At 57.1% G+C, this 17,723-nt stretch carries 17 protein-coding genes; all 17 read left to right on the top strand.

Annotated features, from left to right (window positions below):
- The first annotated feature begins 17 nt into the window (after nt 1-17).
- The 17 genes from ASD75_RS10425 (at nt 18) to ASD75_RS10345 (ending at nt 17,717) form a co-directional block, all read left to right on the top strand.
- Nucleotides 18-884, top strand: a complete 867-nt coding sequence (locus ASD75_RS10425; protein ID WP_235511607.1) for a general secretion pathway protein GspK — start codon at nt 18-20, stop codon at nt 882-884.
- A 455-nt stretch (nt 885-1,339) separates the two neighbouring features.
- Nucleotides 1,340-1,882: a PilN domain-containing protein gene (locus ASD75_RS24095; RefSeq protein WP_235511597.1), complete on the top strand. Its 543-nt coding sequence runs from the start codon at nt 1,340-1,342 to the stop codon at nt 1,880-1,882.
- Nucleotides 1,879-2,433 carry a GspMb/PilO family protein gene (locus tag ASD75_RS10415; protein WP_200947582.1) on the top strand — a complete coding sequence of 185 codons (555 nt, stop codon included), beginning with the start codon at nt 1,879-1,881 and terminating at the stop codon, nt 2,431-2,433. Before ASD75_RS24095 ends, ASD75_RS10415 begins: the two co-directional genes overlap by 4 nt.
- Nucleotides 2,434-3,098: 665 nt before the next feature.
- Nucleotides 3,099-5,339 carry a type II secretion system secretin GspD gene (gene gspD, locus ASD75_RS10410; protein ID WP_233584183.1) on the top strand — a complete coding sequence of 747 codons (2,241 nt, stop codon included), beginning with the start codon at nt 3,099-3,101 and terminating at the stop codon, nt 5,337-5,339.
- Nucleotides 5,340-5,405: 66 nt separating this feature from the next.
- On the top strand, nt 5,406-5,861 hold the full coding sequence (locus ASD75_RS10405; protein WP_056745410.1) for a hypothetical protein: 456 nt from the start codon (nt 5,406-5,408) through the stop codon (nt 5,859-5,861).
- Nucleotides 5,862-6,031: 170 nt separating this feature from the next.
- A complete protein-coding gene (locus ASD75_RS10400) occupies nt 6,032-6,976 on the top strand; it encodes a hypothetical protein (protein WP_056745408.1) in 945 nt (314 codons plus the stop codon).
- A gap of 126 nt (nt 6,977-7,102) precedes the next feature.
- Nucleotides 7,103-8,221 carry a hypothetical protein gene (locus ASD75_RS10395; protein ID WP_156400997.1) on the top strand — a complete coding sequence of 373 codons (1,119 nt, stop codon included), beginning with the start codon at nt 7,103-7,105 and terminating at the stop codon, nt 8,219-8,221.
- A 13-nt stretch (nt 8,222-8,234) separates the two neighbouring features.
- Nucleotides 8,235-9,125 carry a peptidylprolyl isomerase gene (locus ASD75_RS10390; protein ID WP_235511596.1) on the top strand — a complete coding sequence of 297 codons (891 nt, stop codon included), beginning with the start codon at nt 8,235-8,237 and terminating at the stop codon, nt 9,123-9,125.
- 177 nt (nt 9,126-9,302) lie between these two features.
- Nucleotides 9,303-10,280: a glycosyltransferase family 2 protein gene (locus ASD75_RS23315; protein ID WP_082564990.1), complete on the top strand. Its 978-nt coding sequence runs from the start codon at nt 9,303-9,305 to the stop codon at nt 10,278-10,280.
- 2 nt (nt 10,281-10,282) lie between these two features.
- Entirely contained in the window at nt 10,283-11,509 is a 1,227-nt protein-coding gene (locus ASD75_RS10380) for a glycosyltransferase family 4 protein (RefSeq protein WP_082564989.1), read from the top strand.
- Entirely contained in the window at nt 11,509-12,429 is a 921-nt protein-coding gene (locus ASD75_RS10375) for an NAD-dependent epimerase/dehydratase family protein (protein ID WP_056745400.1), read from the top strand. The genes ASD75_RS10380 and ASD75_RS10375 overlap by 1 nt, the downstream gene beginning before the upstream one ends.
- Nucleotides 12,426-13,250: an ABC transporter permease gene (locus tag ASD75_RS10370; protein WP_056745873.1), complete on the top strand. Its 825-nt coding sequence runs from the start codon at nt 12,426-12,428 to the stop codon at nt 13,248-13,250. The genes ASD75_RS10375 and ASD75_RS10370 overlap by 4 nt, the downstream gene beginning before the upstream one ends.
- A 4-nt stretch (nt 13,251-13,254) precedes the next feature.
- Nucleotides 13,255-14,475, top strand: coding sequence for an ABC transporter ATP-binding protein (locus tag ASD75_RS10365; RefSeq protein ID WP_056745398.1), 1,221 nt, complete (start codon nt 13,255-13,257; stop codon nt 14,473-14,475).
- Nucleotides 14,476-14,519: 44 nt separating this feature from the next.
- A complete protein-coding gene (locus tag ASD75_RS10360) occupies nt 14,520-15,359 on the top strand; it encodes a hypothetical protein (protein ID WP_235511594.1) in 840 nt (279 codons plus the stop codon).
- Nucleotides 15,356-16,372 carry a class I SAM-dependent methyltransferase gene (locus tag ASD75_RS10355; RefSeq protein WP_056745394.1) on the top strand — a complete coding sequence of 339 codons (1,017 nt, stop codon included), beginning with the start codon at nt 15,356-15,358 and terminating at the stop codon, nt 16,370-16,372. The genes ASD75_RS10360 and ASD75_RS10355 overlap by 4 nt, the downstream gene beginning before the upstream one ends.
- Before the next feature lie 11 nt (nt 16,373-16,383).
- Nucleotides 16,384-17,022 (top strand): DapH/DapD/GlmU-related protein, encoded by a 639-nt coding sequence (locus ASD75_RS23310; RefSeq protein ID WP_082564988.1) that lies wholly within the window; start codon nt 16,384-16,386, stop codon nt 17,020-17,022.
- Nucleotides 17,019-17,717 carry a lytic transglycosylase domain-containing protein gene (locus tag ASD75_RS10345; protein WP_082564987.1) on the top strand — a complete coding sequence of 233 codons (699 nt, stop codon included), beginning with the start codon at nt 17,019-17,021 and terminating at the stop codon, nt 17,715-17,717. The genes ASD75_RS23310 and ASD75_RS10345 overlap by 4 nt, the downstream gene beginning before the upstream one ends.
- Nucleotides 17,718-17,723: the final 6 nt, after the last annotated feature.

The raw sequence follows: 17,723 nt of genomic DNA, 5'->3' as shown, positions 1-17,723 counted from the left end.
GGGCCGCGTTGATCCTCGTGCTGTGGCTGGTGGCAGCGTTATCGCTCGTCGTCATGGCGAGTGCACGGAGTGTTCGCCAGCAGACACAGCGGGTAGGGCTGGATCTTGAGCGCATGCGCGTTGAGTCGGTGTTGGACTCCGCGATCGAGTTGACTGCTCAGCAGATGCTCGCCGATAGAAATGCTGGGAGTGCTTATCGCTTTCAGCGTCTGTCCATGGGGGGGGGCGACGTGTGGGTGGAGATCACGCCTTCTGGGGGGCTTGTTGATGTCAACGTTGCCAGCGATGCTCTGCTGCAGACCTTGTTCCAGCGAGCTGGAGGGCTGTCCGCCGGCGAAGCGTTGATTCTGACGTCGAGAGTGCGTGATTATCTCGATCCGGACGATTCGCCAGGTGGCGTAGGAGGAGCAGAAGCACCTCAGTACCGAGCTGCAGGCTGGCCGTCCATGCCTCGCAATGGGGCTCTGGATGATCTCTCCGAGCTGCGTTCGGTCCTTGGAATGACCTCTGGCCTCTATGAGATAATCGCGCCCCATTTGGGTATCAATGGGCAGCAACGCATCGAGATCGATTCGGCTCCCCCCGCACTGATTGACGCGCTGACGGGTCAGCCGGGATTGGGAGCGCGCATTCACAACTCTCCACCAGAAACGAGGGGCAGTGTGCTCATGACCGGGCCCGCAGCCGATTTTTTTTCGCCTGCGCGCGGCGGCGGAACGACGGTGCGCCTGAAAGCTGCGGTAAGGCTGGAGGGTGAGCGCTGGTGGCAGCGGGAAGCGTGGGTTGATCTGAGTGAGCGCCCGGGTAACCTGACGCCTTGGACCATGCTCTCCCTGGAGCCCACACGCCGTCTCAACACGCAAGAACAGGAATTGAAGCCATGACAGCTTGGAGGCAGTTATCTCTTCGTGCGCACGCGGCGCTGGACCGATTGGCTTGGGGTCTGGGAGACCTTAAGCGTGCACTTATGGAGCGCGGAGGGTGGCCGGCGACGTCGTGCACGGCGATTGCGCTGGATGGTGGTCGCTGGTCCGTCACTGGGACACGTGCCCGCCGACTGAAGGGCGACCGCAGGGCCAGTGCTTTGCTGGTTCCGGAGCCCGAATGCCTTTGGGGCAATGTGCAACTTCCTGATATGCCGCGGCGGTCTTTGCCGAACGGCGTAGAGGAGACGCTCTGGCGAGTGTCGCCCTTACCTCCCGACCAGATTGTTGCAGCCTGGCAGGCGGAGCCTCTTGCGCAGGGTGGGTGGTCTGTGCAGTGGGGAATGTGCCGGCGCAATACCCTGGTGGAGCACTTGGGGCGGCAGGGGCTTTCCGAGACGGCGCAGGTATATCTAATGCGCAACGGATTTGTCTTTCCCGTGCGAGGCGATGCCTGGCGAAAGCAGGACCGACGTCAGGGATTGATGGATTGTGCAGGTGTTGTTGTACTGTTGATTTTGCTAGCTGCGTTGGCCCTGCCAGCCCTCATGCCGCTGGTGCTCAAGCGCCAAGCGGTGGTACGCGCCGTATCGCATGTCAGCGCTTTGGAGCCCCAGGCGGCACCCTTGCGCCAAAAGATGGACGAGTTGCGTCGGCAAGCCCTGCTGGCCGAAGAGCTGCGCAAGAACATCAGCGCGGATGTCCCGCTCGCCAGCGTGATTGATGCACTGTCAGGCGCTATCCCCGCCGATACTTGGCTCGATCGTATCGAGGTCAATGGCAGCGAAATTCGGATAACGGGTCTTACGGCCAATGCGACCGAGCTTACCTCCTCGATTGCGCGTGCGCCGGGACTGGTTGACGTTCGGTCAACAGGGGCGAACGTGCGTGACGGCACACTGAATAAAGAGCGCTTTACTTTTGAAATGCGCTGGCGGGGTGAAGGAGTCAAGCCATGAAAATGAATGTATGGCGAGCTCGATCTTTGACCCTCATATTGGTAGTGCTGATCGGTGCCATGGCAGGGACTGCTTTGGTCTACCGGGCTCTGTGGGTACGTTATGACAATGCCTTACTGCAACTTGAGCCTCGTAGCGAGCGCCTGGAGGGCGTGGTCAACGCCGGCAGCCAAATCGAAGAGCTGCTCGGAGTAGCCAGCTCTACGGTAGCCCCCTTGTTGCATTCGGGAGGGGAGGCTGCACAGAACGAAGTGCAGCAGAAGTTGCGCCAGATGATCATGGCTTCGGGCAGTACGCTCGTCTCGCTGCAGGTTGCGTTGGAGCCTGGTGCGGACGACAAGATCCCGCGAATCCGCTTGACTGCTACGGTCAGTGGCGAATGGGTCAAGTTGGTGAACTTTATGGAAAGCCTCCAAGTTCACCGTCCCCCTTTCTGGGTGCGTACCGCCAACGTTACCCGCGAAGGGATGAGCTCAGGCCCTGGCCCCCAGAATGCCCGACTGACCTTGCAACTGGAGGCACCTCTGGTTCCGGAAAAGGCCAACCCATGATGAAAGCTTGGTATCTTGGGCCATTGCTGGGGGCTGCAGCGTTGGCGGCCAGTGCGTATTGGTGGGATGTTGAGAAGGAGCGCTGGACTCCTCCGCCCCCTCGAAAACCTGATCTTCCCAAGGTGGAGCCTATGCCGTCAGTCGTTCCGATACGGGCTAGGCAAGCGATTGAGCACCCATTGTTCTGGACCTCCAGGCGACCTGTAGTGGTAGATGAAAAGAAGAGCAGTCTTGTCTCGGAGTTGATGCAGTCGCGCTTGACGGCCGTCTTCGAGTCCGGGCCTGAGCGTGTGGCGATCTTGCTGCGTGCGGATGGCAGCACCCTCAAGATCACCGGGGAAACCAAACCCTGGCGTATGGAGTCCTTTGATGGACGTAGGGCCTTCTTCATATCTTCGGACGATCAGCGAGTGGAGCGTCCTCTAGAGGCAGGAAGTGTGGCTGCGGCGCGGCCAGGAGCGCCCGTTGGTGATCGTCTGCGCAGATCCCCTGCAAATCAGTGAGCCACTGCGGCCTACCCCAATATTGGAGCTATCTATATGAACATTCGGCCATCCGTCCTTTTGCTGGCGTTGCTAGCGTCAGGTTGCGCTAGCACGCAAGGCGCTCCTGCCGCACCCAAACCGGCGGAGCCTACACCGGCGGTTGCTGTAGTCCCTGTTGTCATGCCTGCGGTAGCCACCACAGCGCCAACGCCTGCCGTTTCGGTGCCCAAAGCGCAGGGGCAAAAGGAAACGTCTTCGAGTACGAAGCTGTTTCCCGGCAATGATCAGTTCATTAAGCGCGATGTGTCGCCGCGTGTGGATCCAGTCCTCGCCACAGGGGACAAGGTTGCGCTCAATTTTGAAAATGTCACTGTGAGTAACCTCGCAGTGGCATTGCTGGGAGACCTGCTTAAGCTCAACTACACGATTGACGCAGGGGGCGATACGGTGGTGAGCCTCAATACGCGCCAGCCCTTGATGCGAAACCAAGTACTGGATGTACTGGATGCGGTATTGCTGCCACATGACCTCGCGATTGTTCGGGATAACGCTGGCGTGTATCACGTGACGAAGCGCACTGTCACGTTAGGGGCTCGCCCGGTAGTGGGTTCGTCAAAATTCAAGGATCTCTCAGGCGCAGGGACGGTCATAGTTCCACTGAACCATATTGCTGCGGCCGAGATGGCCAAGATCCTTGCGCCTCTCGCGCCTCGTGAGGCGATCGTATACGTGGATTCCATGCGTAATCTGCTCGTGCTGCAGGGCAGCAAAGCACAGCTTGGTGGTTGGCTGGAGATGGTTGAGGCGTTTGACGTGGACTTTCTCTCTGGCATGTCGCTGGGGGTGTTCGTGTTGGAGAACGCGAACGTGAATGTGGTGCGAGACGCGCTGCAGGCGATGCTTGGCAACGAGAAATCCTCCGACCCTTATGGCGGAACCGGTGCTGTGGCATCTCCTGGTGGTGCGCCGAGTGCAACAGCAGGCAGTAGCGCGGCTGGTTCGACGTCCGGCGGCGCTGGAGCGAGCGGCGCGGGCGCGCAGATGGCAACACCCTTGGGCGGCTTGATTCGAGTATTCCCCGTGGAGCGTCTGAATGCATTGGTGGTTGTAACGCCGCGCAGCCATTTATTGGCCCAGGTCGAAACCTGGATTCGCCGACTGGATCGCCCTACGGATACTCTGGAGGCCAGCCTGTTTGTTTACCCTGTGCAGAACGGATCTGCGCTGCAATTGGCGGAAATGCTCAACGGCTTGTTCGGTGGGCAGGCGGGGCAAGGCAAGACAGCTGGTGTGGCCGCGGGTTCTGCACCCACGCAGTTTTCTCAGGGAACCGGTCTCGGGGCGAGCGCAAGTACGGGTAGCTCAGGGGCTTATGGCAGTAGCGCTGGTACTTTGGGCTTAAGCGGAGGAGCAATGGGGTCGGCATTGGGAGGTGCGGGCAAGACATCTGCTAACAACACATCCTTGACGTCGACCAGTCAGCTGGATGGCAATGTACGCGTCGTAGCAGATGAAAAGCGGAATGCGCTACTGATCCGCGCTCCGCGTACTGAATACCGTCGGATTGAGCAGGCTCTCCGTGAACTTGACAAGGCTCCGTCTCAGGTGCTGATCGAGGCAAGCATCGTGGAGGTAACGCTGACGGGCAATCTGGAGTATGGGGTGGAGTGGTATTTGCAGAATGGTCTCAGCAATGGTCGTGAAGGGCAGGCATCACTGAACATGAACACATCGGGGGGCATTAGCGCCAGGCAGCCCGGGTTCTCTTACACGATCGTCAACAAGGCGAATGTAGTGCGTGCGACGCTGAACGCTCTGGCAGAGAAGTCTCAGGTGCGTTTGTTGTCCAGTCCGTCGGTGCTGGTTCTCAACAATCACAATGCAACCATACAGGTCGGTCAGCAGCAACCCATCAAGTCGTCTACCGCAGTAACTACTGGCAACCTTGTGACCGAGTCAATCACCTACAAGGATACGGGGGTGATGCTATCTGTCACGCCTTCTGTCAATGCGGGAGGGTTGATCACGATGGACATTTCTCAGCAAGTAACCGATGTTGGCGAGCGGGACACTGCAACAGGGCAGCGCGCCTTTCAAACTCGTCAGATCCAAACGCGAGTAGCGGTGCGTTCTGGGGAGCCAATCGTCCTGGGTGGTTTGATTCGTGAAAACGACACCAATACTCGCAGTGGTGTGCCGGGGTTTGCCGATATCCCTTTGCTGGGTGCACTGTTCTCCACGACGTCAAACTTGCGCAATCGCACAGAACTGCTTGTCCTGATGACGCCTCGTGCGCTTGAGGATGATGATCAATTGCGCTCTGCAAGCGCCGAAATGCGTCAGCGCATGCGCAGCATGTCTTTGGAGTCGCAGCCCTTCAAGCTGCGTGCTGATGATGTGCCTGCTGTGCCAAGGCAATGATGTTGCGCAGTTTGCTCCTTGCTGCCTGTTTTTCGTATCGTATTTAGTCCACAGGAGATTTCGAGCATGACAAAATTCATGGGTCGCCGCCAGTGGGTCGCTGGCTTTGCGGTGCCGGTAGTTACCCTCTTGCTTGCGGGATGTGCTGTAAACGGCGGTGGGGCGAGGTCGTCAGATGATGACCAAGCCACTTTGCTGCAGCGCGCCCAGGCGTACTGGGCGTTGGTGCGCAGTGGTGACAATGTAGGCGCCTGGAAGTATGAAGAGGCATCCAAAGACCCGAAGGCCACTTTGGAGGAATACCTCAAGCGAGGTGGTGTTGCCTACGAGGCGCTGGAAGTGCGGGACGTGCGTAGTGTGGAAGGCGACCGCGCCATCGTGAATGTGTGGATGCGCTATTCGGTCCCCATCCTGCGCATCAAAAGACAAGAGGCGGTTGCCGAAGACGAGTGGCGCCGTATCGATGGTGTCTGGCACCATGTGCTGCGCCGCAGCGTGATGTTCTCCAAGGATGCCAAATAAGTTCGTTGTTTGAGTGCAACAAACCAACGCATGCCGGGTTTCTGTCGGAAATAGGTTGAAAAATTCAAAGGTATCAGTATAAGATTGCATCAACCCAAACGGAGTACGGATGGGTTGCAGATCCCGCACAGGGTGGGAAAGCTTCCTTCAATTATCTAAGGACTGAGAAGATGAAAAAATTTGCAATGGCAGCCGTTGCAGCCGCTGCGCTGAGTGCTGGTGTGGCGCAGGCGTACACCGTGGGTACGTTCAGCAACGGTTTCGTGGTTCCTAACGTGATTCACAACGGCCCAACCGACACCACTGCTGTTGGCTTGATCAACCAAACCGGCCAAAGCGTTGCTGTGTACTGGACGTTCTTCGATCAGAACTCCACTCACATCACTGACGGCTGCTTTGCTATGACCAACAAGGACTATGAGCCCTTCATCTGGTCTTCGCAGTCCGGTGGCGGTCTGTCCGGCACCCGTGGTTACCTGGTGTTCGCCGTTGGTGCTACCACCGAAGGCGGCACAGCACAAACCGCTTGCGGCGGCGCTGCTTTCCTGGCTTCCACCGCTTCCGCAATCTCTGGCAATGCATTCCAAGTGAACAGCGTTGCTAAGGATGTGGCTTTCGTGCCCGTTATCGACGGTGCTCTGACGATCGCGTCTGGCGTTGATATCACCAAGATGAACAACGTGAGCTTGGTGTCTGTTGCTGGTGCTGCTCAAGTTGGCGCTACCGGTGCAGCTCCTCAGCCAACCTTCAGCATGCGTTACGCTATCGACCAAGCCGCTGGTGGTACGGACACTGCCGTGGTGGTGTGGTCTACTGGCAACCACAGCGGTACGCACACTGTCAACATTTATGATGACAAGCAAAACCGTAAGTCTGTGAACTTCAAGCTGGTGAAGGCTGAGCTGGACTGGTTCGATCCTGAAGGCATCGCTGGTCTGCCTGCTACGTTCACCGACGGTTTCATCGAATGGCAACCAGGTTTGGCTGCTCCTTCTGATGCAACTGCAGCTCTGGGTACCACGCTGTACGCACTCGGCGGTTCCGTGTTCACGTACTCGGCTATCAGCTCCACCGCTTTCGGTGCTGTGCAAACCGTTCTGGGTTCGTACAAGTAATCATTCGATTTGATGGGTGTTTGGACACTCATCAGTCGAATAAATTACAAATTACTATCGCCGAACAGGCGGTAAAAAAAAATAGCGCCGCAAGGCGCTATTTTTTTGCTTTGTGAGATTGGCAATATGACTTTGAAAATTCGCTTCTCCACATTCTTTGCGCCCATGCTTGTCGTCATGGCGGCAATATCGGGATGCCAATCCCAGTCCTTGCTTGAGGGGGCTGGAGGCGTTGCTCCTGTGCCAACGTCTGCGCAAATGGCGGTGCCTGTCCCTTTTGCATGGGGAGGAGAAGTGCGTTGCGGGGCGGCTGGGTGTCTGTTGGCTGCTGTCGAGCACGAAAATAATATGCTTGCTCTGCATCGCATTGATGGCCGCAAGTCCACTCTTCTGGATCGCGTACAGGTCGGTTACCACCCGGACTCTGCCGCGTGGCTTGCCGATGATTTGTTGGTTGCGGCTGTGGAGGGTACCGCGAGCCTGGATGTTTTCCGTGTCAGCGGTTCAAAGCTTGATCGTTTGCAGCAGATCAAAGTCGGATTTTCCCCGCGCGACGTCATGGTGGTGAAGGCTGATGGGGGGCGTTACACGCTTTTGGTCAGTCCGTACAACGGTAAAGAAGTGGCCTGGGTTCTGGACTGGGCGGTTGATGATCAGCAGGCGCCTAACGTCAAGAAGGTGTCTTGGTGTGAGGTGGCATGGCACCCGACGAGACTGAAAAAGGTCGTAGGTATCAACGGCTCGGCTATAGCCGCGGCATGCTTGGACGACAAGCAGTTGGTGGCGGTTCCGGAATCAAATTTGCTCTCTGCACCTGTTGTTGTGGCAAGGTTCTCTGCGGTATCTCGGAATGCCCGTCCTTCGCCGCAAGGGAACTGGGTTTACGTGTCTCTGGAGACTGGGGGGCGGAATGCCCGTGTGAATGCGGAAACGGGGGAACTCCAGATGATCGCATCGCCTCTCACCGGGAGTGTGTCGGTGGCGCCGCTGGATGAGCATGTCGTCATTTGGGGGGAGGATCGAGAGCTGTATTTGCAGCGCTTGGATGAGAAAGGCATGGTTGTAGAAACACGCTGGCATGCGGTGAGTGGTTTTGCGACGAGTTTGCAATTGTTGGACATAGATGGAGACGGCGAGCGTGACGTAGTCGCGTTCAACTCGGGCGGTGAGGTGATCGACGTTGTTTACGGCCCTTTGTGGGATCGTGCGAGTCAGAGTAGGTTGTTGAAGCAGCGAGCGCAATAAAGGAGTATGGGCAATGCGTGAACGTTCTGTGGGTGCGGGTCGATTTTTGGGTGTTTGCCTTTTATCTGCTCTGGTGATTGGGGGGGCACCGCTGGCTACCGCAGCAGATCTGGTTCAGTTAAAGAGTGGAGAGGTCATAACGTCGTCTGATCTGTCTCAATACCTTGAGCGCCGGGTTGACCTGCGCGCCAGCTCCCGTAGCAAGTGGGGTGTGGAGCAAGTACTGCGCGAGATGGCGATGGGAAGGGCGCTTGTGCAAGAGGGAGAGCGTCTGGGTGAAAAACGGCAGCCCGGGAAAGAAGGCGACCGATTTGATGATGCGTATGCAATGTCGGTATTTCGCAAGCTGATGCCACCTTGCGATCCGCCCGCAGATGCCACAGCGGCAAGAAAGTTCTTTGACGAAAATCCGCAGGCGTTCAGAGTTCCGCCCATGGCACGTTTGAATCGCGTGATGCTGCCAGCCTCGGAAACGGTGGACAGCATGGCTGCTATGGATTGGATGATGGCGCAAGCCAAATTGATTGCGTCAGGTGCCCAGCCTTTCGAGGCCATGGCTAAGCGTGTTGAAGGAATCTATCGCCTGGAAGCGCAAGGTGACATCGGTTGGGCAGTTCTGGTTGATGAGAATGTAATTTTGCGTACCCTCGCTGCGGCGAAGCAAGGCGATATGGTGGGGCCCGTGCGTGAAGGGGATTTTGTGTACCTTTTCTCCATTGACGACAAGCGTGATAGTCGTCAGCTGGCATGGGATGAAGTGGCGGTTTCGGCTGCGGCTAGAGCTGTGAACTATTGCCGGCAGACTGCCACAAGAAAGCTGGAGCAAGACCTCCTCGCGAAGTACGGCGTGGTGATGAACTCGGCTGCCATCAGTGGGCTGTTCGAAAAGGCGCAATCAAAGTAGAGGTGCCTGGATTGTTGTAGCGGCCTGTTACAGCGCTTCTTGCGGTGCCAGTAGGCGACGGTACAATGTACGGTTGCCTAGATATTGCTTTCCGCTTTGGATGCCCAGATGATTCCTGGGGGCGATGGGCGATGCAGCAGATTTTCTTTTCGAGCGATTGCTTCGCCGCCTCACTGAATGACCCACGTTCGCGCTTCCGTATTAATTCCTGTCAAAAACGGCGGCCCACTGCTTGGCGAGGTGATTGATGCGATCCTGCAGCAGCAAACTCCATGGCCCTTTGAGGTCATCGTTGTTGATTCTGGCTCAACGGATGACTCCGTAGCACTGGTGCGCACGAAGGGGGTTCGTTGTGAAGAGATTTCTCCACAAGAATTTGGTCATGGGCGCACACGCAACTATCTAGCTTCTTTGTCGGTGGGAGAGTTTTTGGTGTTCATTACTCAGGACGCCAAGCCCGCAACCACTGACTGGCTATACAACATGGTAAAGGGGTGTGATGCCGAGCCTGCTGTGGCAGGTGCATTTGGGCCGCATCGTGCTCATCCCGAAGCCCGCCATGTTACGCATTGTGAACTGAGTCAGCACTTCGCGGGCTTCGGTTGCGAGTTGGCTGTGGTCCGGCTTGACGACCGTGCTCGTTTTGCCGCAGACGTCGGCTACCGTCAGTGGTTGCATTTTTTCTCAAGCAACAATGCCTGTATTCGTCGCTCGGTTTGGCAGCAACTTCCGTTGCCAGAAGTCGCGTTTGCCGAGGATCAGACTTGGGCTTTGCGTGTGATTGAGGCTGGCTATGCAAAGGCCTTCGTGCCGAATGCAGTTGTCTACCATTCACACGACTTCGGTATATGGGAAACACTTCAGCGCAATTTTGATGAGGCGCGGTCGTTTAACCTTTACTTTGGCTATCGAATTCAAGACAGCCTTGTGCAGGCCATCAAATCGGGTTTTTACTTGGCAAGACGCGATCTTGGTTGGCTTCGCGATGGGGGGTTGAGAGGGTGGCGTCTGTTGAAGAATGCTGCATACATGGGTTTCATTGAAATGGCTCGTGTTGCCGGGCAATACCTTGGTACCAGGCACGACCAATTACCCCCTTGGCTGCTGCGTTCGGTATCGCGCGATGAGCAATTACAGCGTGCTGGGACTGCTTGATCATGGCGTTGAATCTTGCAAAAAAAGTATGGCGCGTTAAAGAAATGGCGCGCAAAGAGGGCGTGCTTGCAGCACTGCGGGCTGTAGTGCGTCGTCTGAGGCAAGGGCCTGGCCGCCATGTCGATGTGTTCCGCCACTACGGATTTGCAATGCCCTACGTGCTGCCTGCTCGGCCAGGTGAGGCTAAGCAGGGAACGCTTCTGTGGTTTATCCCGGATTTCAATGTGGGTTCAGGTGGCCACCTGAATATCTTTCGCACGATTTGGCATCTCGAGCAGATGGGGTATGTTTCTAGCATCGTCATCGCAAATCCTGTCATGCACCACGACGCCCATGAAGCACGCAATGCCATCCGCAAGCACTTCTTCCCGTTGGAAGCGGCCGTGTTACTTGGGCAGGACAAGCTTCCACATTGCGAGTTTGCAGTCGCGACGGGCTGGGATACCGCGTACACAGTGCGCGCATTTGCCGGCGCTCGATCCAAACTTTATTTCGTGCAGGACTACGAGCCACACTTTTATCCTGTGGGCTCGGAGTCGGTGCTTGCACAGAATACTTACCATTTCGGCTTCTTTGGGATCACTGCGGGTGCTTGGCTTGCAGAAAAATTGGCCAAAGAGTATGGGATGGCCACTCGCCCGGTGGGCTTTGGTGTGGAGCTTGAGCGCTACCGCCGATTGCCACGTAGAGAGCCAGAGATCCGCCGTGTTTTCTTCTATGCGCGCCCGCCCACGCCACGGCGTGCATTCGAGTTGGGACTCCTCGTGCTCAATGCCGTTTGGCAGCGCATGCCGGACACGCAGTTCGTACTGGCGGGTTGGGATACCGCTGGTTATCACATCCCATTTCCTCATCTTCCTTGCGGCACGGTTGCGTTGGATGATTTGCCGGATCTTTACAGTCAATGCGATGTGGCTCTGGTGTTGTCGTTGACCAATGCGTCGCTGCTACCACTTGAATTAATGGCCAGCGGGTGTGCCGTGGTGTCTAATCGGGGCCCAAATGTAGAGTGGCTGCTGCACGAGGACGTTGCGGTGCTTGCAGAGACTTCGCCCGAAGGTCTGACCGCAGCCATATGCGGCTTGCTTGAGGATGACGAGCGACGTCATGCCCTCAGTGCCAGGGCGGAAGCTTTTGCGCGTGCGCACACTTGGGAAATGGTGGCACAAGAGTTTGAGGTGGCTTTGCTGGATGCGCGGGCTCAGGTGCATACGAAGGGCCTTTCCTGATGCGCTGTGTTATTTTGGGCGGGGGAGGCTTTCTGGGGCGTCATATTGGACGTGCTATGGCCGGAGAAGGTGCTGAGGTATGGTCCGTTGACCGGTCCTTGCTGGCGGCTAGGATTGCTCCATGGCTTGCCGGTGAGGTTCAAGCGGATTGTTTTGATCTGTCTACTTGGTGGGATATGGTGGGGGGGGCGGACGTGATTGTCCATTTGGCGTCCTCAACGGTGCCCGCAACGGCGAGTGAAGACCCTATTGGTGATGTCCAGGCCAACCTTGTGGGGACGCTGAGGCTACTCCATGACTTGCGTGGCAAAGCGGCGCGCCCGAGGTTGTTGTTTGCATCTTCTGGTGGCGCCGTTTATGGCCGCCCCTTGTCGGTACCCTTGAGCGAGCTACATCCGACAATGCCCATGGGTGCATACGGGGCCACCAAGCTGGCCATCGAGCATCACCTGCGCATCGAAGAGGCGCAGTATGGCCTGCCCATACGGATCCTGCGCTTGAGCAACCCCTATGGCGAATGGCAGCAACCTCATGGCGTGCAAGGGGTCATTGCTGTTTTTGCGCACCGTGCACTCCATTCCACGCCGGTGGATGTGTGGGGGGATGGGTCTGTCGTGCGAGATTTTGTTTATGCTGCAGATGTGGGGCGTGCATTTGTGGCTGCAGCACGTCATCAGGGGGAATCACGCATCTTCAACGTGGGTGGCGGCTTGGGAACCAGTGTCAACGACATTCTGGTCACCCTGGAGCGATTGCTAGGGCGCACGGTAGAGCGCCGCGTGTTTCCTGCGCGGTCATTTGACCCCCCGGTCAACGTGCTGGATATTCGGCGTGCCCAAGATGAGCTGAAATGGAAGCCTGAGATGGCTTTTGGAGAGGGCGTAGCTAAGGCGGTCGATTGGCTGCGGACTGTGGCATGACGGACCCGACATCCCGTTCCCATGCCATTTCGTCGGCATCGTCTCGCAATACACGTCAAGTGTGGGTGCTTTGGCGCTATTGGATGGCGCGTGAGTTCAAGACCCGTTATGCCGGTTCAGTGCTCGGATTTGCTTGGGCATTTGTCCAGCCCGTAGCTACTCTGGCAATTTTTTATGTCTTGTTTGGTCTGGTACTGGCAGTGCGTGTGCCCGGACTGGATGTGGACAACGGTTATCTGTTGCACCTGTTGGCGGGGCTGGCCGTGTGGCTTCCATTCACCGATGCAATTGGTCGTGGTGTCGGGAGTCTTGCTGCATATGAGGACTTTCTACGCAAGCAGCCCATGCCAGCTGAAATACTCCCGGCTGTGTCTGTGGGGGGGAGCCTACTGGTCTTGGGTATAGGCTACGGATTGCTGCTTGCTCTGTCGATAGCGCAAGGTGTAGGGCCGTTTATGTCTTTGGCCTGGCTGCCCGTACTGGTTTTGGCGCAGATTGTCCTCACGTTTGGTCTGACGCTATTGCTCAGCATGGCGCACTTCCTCTGGCGCGACGTCGGATCGATGGTTGCCTTTGCGCTGCAGCTTTGGTTTTACCTAACGCCAGTCGTGTATCCGCTGTCCCAGGTGCCTGAAAAGTTCCATGGGTTGTTTCTTTTGAATCCCTTGGCATGTTTGGTGTTGATGGTGCAGAGCTCGGTATTGCACATGCCGGTGCCGGCAGGTACGCCCTTGGCGTTGGTGATTTGGGTTGTGTTGCTGGGCGGAGGCGGTTGGTGGTTTTTCCGTTCGATGAAATCTGCCTTGGGTGAGGCCCTGTAACGCCATGACGATCCGCTTCGAGGGTATCGAAAAAACATACACGGTATATGGCCGCCCTCAGGATCGGCTATGGGAGTGGGTCACCCGCAAGCCCCGTCACCGCGTGCATGTAGCGCTGACTGGTGTGGACTTCGAAGTCAAGGCGGGTGAGACCTTTGGTCTCATCGGCGAGAACGGGGCAGGTAAAAGTACGTTATTGAAAATTGCAGCAGGTACGATCGGACCGACTCAGGGGCGGGTGTCTCGGGAAGGGCGCGTCGCGGCGCTTTTGGAATTGGGCGCTGGATTTCACCCCGAAGAGTCGGGCTACGACAATATTCGCTTCATGGCCGCCTTGCATGGTCTGGAGGGTGAGACGATGGAGGAATTCACCGTCAGAGCGACTGCGTTTTCGGAACTTACCCGTGAGACGTTAGAACGCCCGGTGAAAACTTACTCATCAGGCATGTTTATGCGCTTGGCATTTGCTGCCGCTACGGCTATCGATCCCGACGTTCTCATTGTGGACGAGGCGCTTTCGGTCGGCGATTTGCATTTCCAGAAAAAGAGCTTGAATCGCATTTTGGAATTGCGCGAACGCGGTGCCACAGTTCTTTTTTGCTCACACAATCTATATCAGGTTCGAAGCTTATGCCAGCGCGCCGCATGGATTCACAATGGCCGAGTCCAAGCGATCGGCGCAACGGAAGGTGTAGTAACAGCTTACGAGGCACATGAACGCCGCCGGTACGCACACCTGAGGGTCGAGGTTGCCGAGAATGTGCTAAATGCCCCAGAGCCTTCCGCTGCAGAGGCTCCCACAACAGCACCACTGGTCAAAATTTCGCATCTGATCACTGAGACCAGCGATGGCATCAATCCCGCGCAGGTGGATTCCTTCCAAGATCTGACCGTCGAAATTCAGGTCGAATCGTACTGTAAAGACAAGTTTCACATAGGTTTTGCCTTGGTCAGGCCAGACAAGGACAACGTGTTCGGGACCAGCACCCAATTTCAAGATCCGCCAACACCGTTGAGTGGGGTTGGGACGCATAGCTTGCGCGTTAGATTTCCTTCTCTTCCACTCCTCTCCGGGGAATATCTCTGGAATGTTTACGTGCTCGATGATTCCGGGCTGCAGGTGTTGGACATGGCGGAATTAATTCAACCCTTTACGGTTTTGAATCAAAAGAACCGTGAGGTGGGATTGGTGTGGCTCGACCATGAGATGTTGTTGGCGGCATGATGAGCGAATGGCGCTTGCGCTACGCGTTCCCGGCCTTGAGCCGCATGCCGACTACCGTGCCGTGGTACCTGGCTGCGGCAGTGGGACGTGAGCCATCTGCTGCACGCCGACTGACAGAGCAGTTCCTCGTCAGGCGTTTCGAACAGGTGTTTCCGAGCGCAACTGCGATTGAACGTCGCCAGTGGGCACGTACGCATTTGTCGATGCTGGCGCGGGAAATGATGGACGCGTCAGCCCTTCACCGATTGGGTCGATCAGGCGGTCCAGAGATCGATGTGCAGGGATGGGAGCATGTCGATACGCTGATCCGTCGCAAGCAAGGGTTCATCCTTGTGCTTAACCACTATGACCGACTGTTGACATCAGCCTTGGCGTTGGCCCTGAGAGGCCTGTCGCTGAACACATTGACCATGCCCGTGTTGGGGAATCCTGGGCTCACTGCCGTTCAAAGAGATTTCCTGGTTCGTAAGGTAAAGAGTTTTTCTGAGATAGCTAGAGGCGAATGGCGCACAACAGATCAGGGGATGCGCCCCGTTTATGCGTCCTTGAAGGCAGGCCAGGCATGGGGAATACTTGCCGACGCCTGGGCTCCTGAATTTACAAGGTTACGCAGTCACCCCTTTCTCGGTGGGCAACTGCATCTGCCCACCGGGATCGAACGCATGGCGGAGTCCGCTGGGGTTCCCATGCTGCATGCGGTGACGTACTCCGATGGTGCGACGCGTCTCAGAGTCGAAGTTGAGACATTGCCGGATAATGCTAGGCTGGCTATTGATTCGGTGATCCGGCGTTTGGAGCGGGATGTCCGTAGCCGTCCGTGGGCCTGGTGGCACTGGGGGCAATGGGAGCAAATGTGGACACCTTCGTCCGCCGAGGCGATATGAGCAAAATTGAGCGTTACGACTACGCATTCGACCCTGACGGTGGGGAGTGGGCAGCCCGGTTGCTGCGTCGTGTTCCGCCTGGCCAAGGCTCTGTTCTGGAGTTGGGGCCTGGCCCAGGTGCCATGACGCGTGTCTTGTTGGACCGTGGTCACCGCGTCACGGTGGTGGAGAACGACCCTCAGGCCCTTGAAGTCCTCAAGACAATGGATGTGGAAGTCATCCCCGGAAACCTTGACAGCACGGATTGGCAAGATGCAATTGACGGGCGCCGTTTTGACATGGTGCTGGCTTGTGATGTGCTTGAGCACTTGCGAAAACCCGAGGATGTGCTGCAACGGTTGAGCGGGTTGCTGGCCCCAATGGGGCAGCTACTGATTTCCGTGCCGAATATCGCCTACGCCGGTGTCCTGGCTGCCATGCGCGGTGGCGTCTTCGATTATTCGGACAAGGGGCAATTGGACAGGACGCATGTTCGATTTTTTACCAAGCGCAGTATCGAGAAGGTGCTGCTTGATGCGGGATGGGCGCCGCGAGTATGGGAGGCCAACCGCGTGCCCGTGGAATGCAGCGAATTTGCCGGGTATTGGCGTGCACTTTCTGGTGATCAACGCCAGGCATTGTTGGCAGGTTGGCAAGACTTTGACGTTTACCAATGGATGGTGGTTGTCACTCCCAGTGTCGAAGCACCTATCTGGGAGCTGAAAGAGGCTCGGGGAATGGTGGACGGTTTGCGTGACGAGCTTCAGGCACTGACTCTGGTGCACCAGCGTGAACGAGCCTCGTTGCTAGAGCACCAGAAAGCCTTTGCGGAAGCCAAAGAACTCATTGCGAAGCTACAACAGGAGGTCGGTGAGTTGCGAAAGAATGTGGACTTGCTGCGCTCCGAGAAGATCAGGTTGGACTCTGAGCTGGTGACAGCGCGCGGCGAGCTGCAGGCGAGGACTATGGAGCTGAGCGATCGCGCATGGCGAAGCCGCTGGCGCAGGTTCATGGGTTCGTACCTTAGCCGTTGAGGGCTAGAAAAATGCTGCTGGGAATTCCAGACTTTGTGACGTCACACGCCGGTGTGGACACGATGGGTGAAGGATGTCGGATTGATTCGTCTGTCTCTGTAATGCGTTTTGGGCAGCGCTCCAACGTGCTGTGCCTAGCTGATGGGGTCAGTCTCTACGCCCAGACGCGACTGGTGCTCGGAGATGTGGGTGCTGATCCTTGCGTAGGCATGCATATTGGCGCCCGCACCATCGTGAACGTCGGTAGCTACCTGTCGGGAGAGGGCGGGTTGGAAATTGGTGAGGATGTTCTGATCGGGCCGCATGCCAAGCTCTTGTCGGCGGGGCATGCGATTGATGAGGGGGATGTCGTCATCGCACGTAACCGTATTACCCGGGCGCGAATCGTTATTGAGGATGGTGCCTGGATTGGTGCCGGGGCCATTGTTCTTGAGGGGGTGACTATTGGTCGCGGAGCGGTTGTTGCGGCTGGGGCCTTGGTACGGCAGGACGTGCCTGCGGGAATGGTCGCAGCGGGCATGCCTGCGCGTTTGATCCGTTCCAGGCGGGGTGCGGCTTGGCCTAGCTCCTCACCTGCCCCAATTCCATGGCACGGCAAGTTCGCCTCAACACTGAAAACTATCTTGTCTATCGCAGGCAAGAGGATATGACGATGAAAGCCACTGTGCTTGGCGGTGTGGGCGGGCGCATCCGCTCTGGATTTTTCTCTTGCCGTGGTGTGGTGTTGCTCGTGGTGCTGTTCGTGGGCTTGCAGTCTGCCCCCCGGGCAAATCAGATCTGGGAGTTCGTGGATAAGGACGGCGTAACCCATATAGGCAATGTACCCCCATCGGCGCAGTCGCGCGGGGTGATCTGGCTCAACCGGGTGCCGCCCGCGTCGGAGCTGAAAGGCAAAGAGCGCAGTGCTTCCGCTTTGCAATTGCCCGGTTATGAAGATGCCAAATTACACCTAGAGGAAGCGGCCGCAGCTCAATCGTTGGACCCCGCATTTGTCATTGCGGTCGCCGCAGCGGAGTCGGCCTTTAATGCGAAGGCCATATCACGCAAGGGGGCCCTTGGATTGATGCAAGTCATGCCCGCCACCGCTGAGCGCTATGGTGTGGCAGCTCGCCCGTCCTCTGGTGGAGAGCATGCGGCCATGGAGCCTAAGGTAAATGCCCAAATTGGTACGCGTTATCTGGCAGATCTGCTGCGTATGTTCGACGGTGACAAGGAATTGGCACTGGCGGCCTACAACGCGGGGGAGGGTGCTGTGATCAAGTATGGCCGACGAATTCCGCCTTATCCTGAAACGCAGCAGTATGTTGAGAAAGTGATGCGCTTTTACCGTGGCCTGCTTCGGTAGTGGCTA

This window comes from Acidovorax sp. Root568 (genome assembly GCF_001427445.1).
GTDB classification, from domain to species: Bacteria; Pseudomonadota; Gammaproteobacteria; order Burkholderiales; family Burkholderiaceae_C; genus Acidovorax; species Acidovorax delafieldii.
This window is presented reverse-complemented; position numbering and strand designations above follow the sequence as displayed.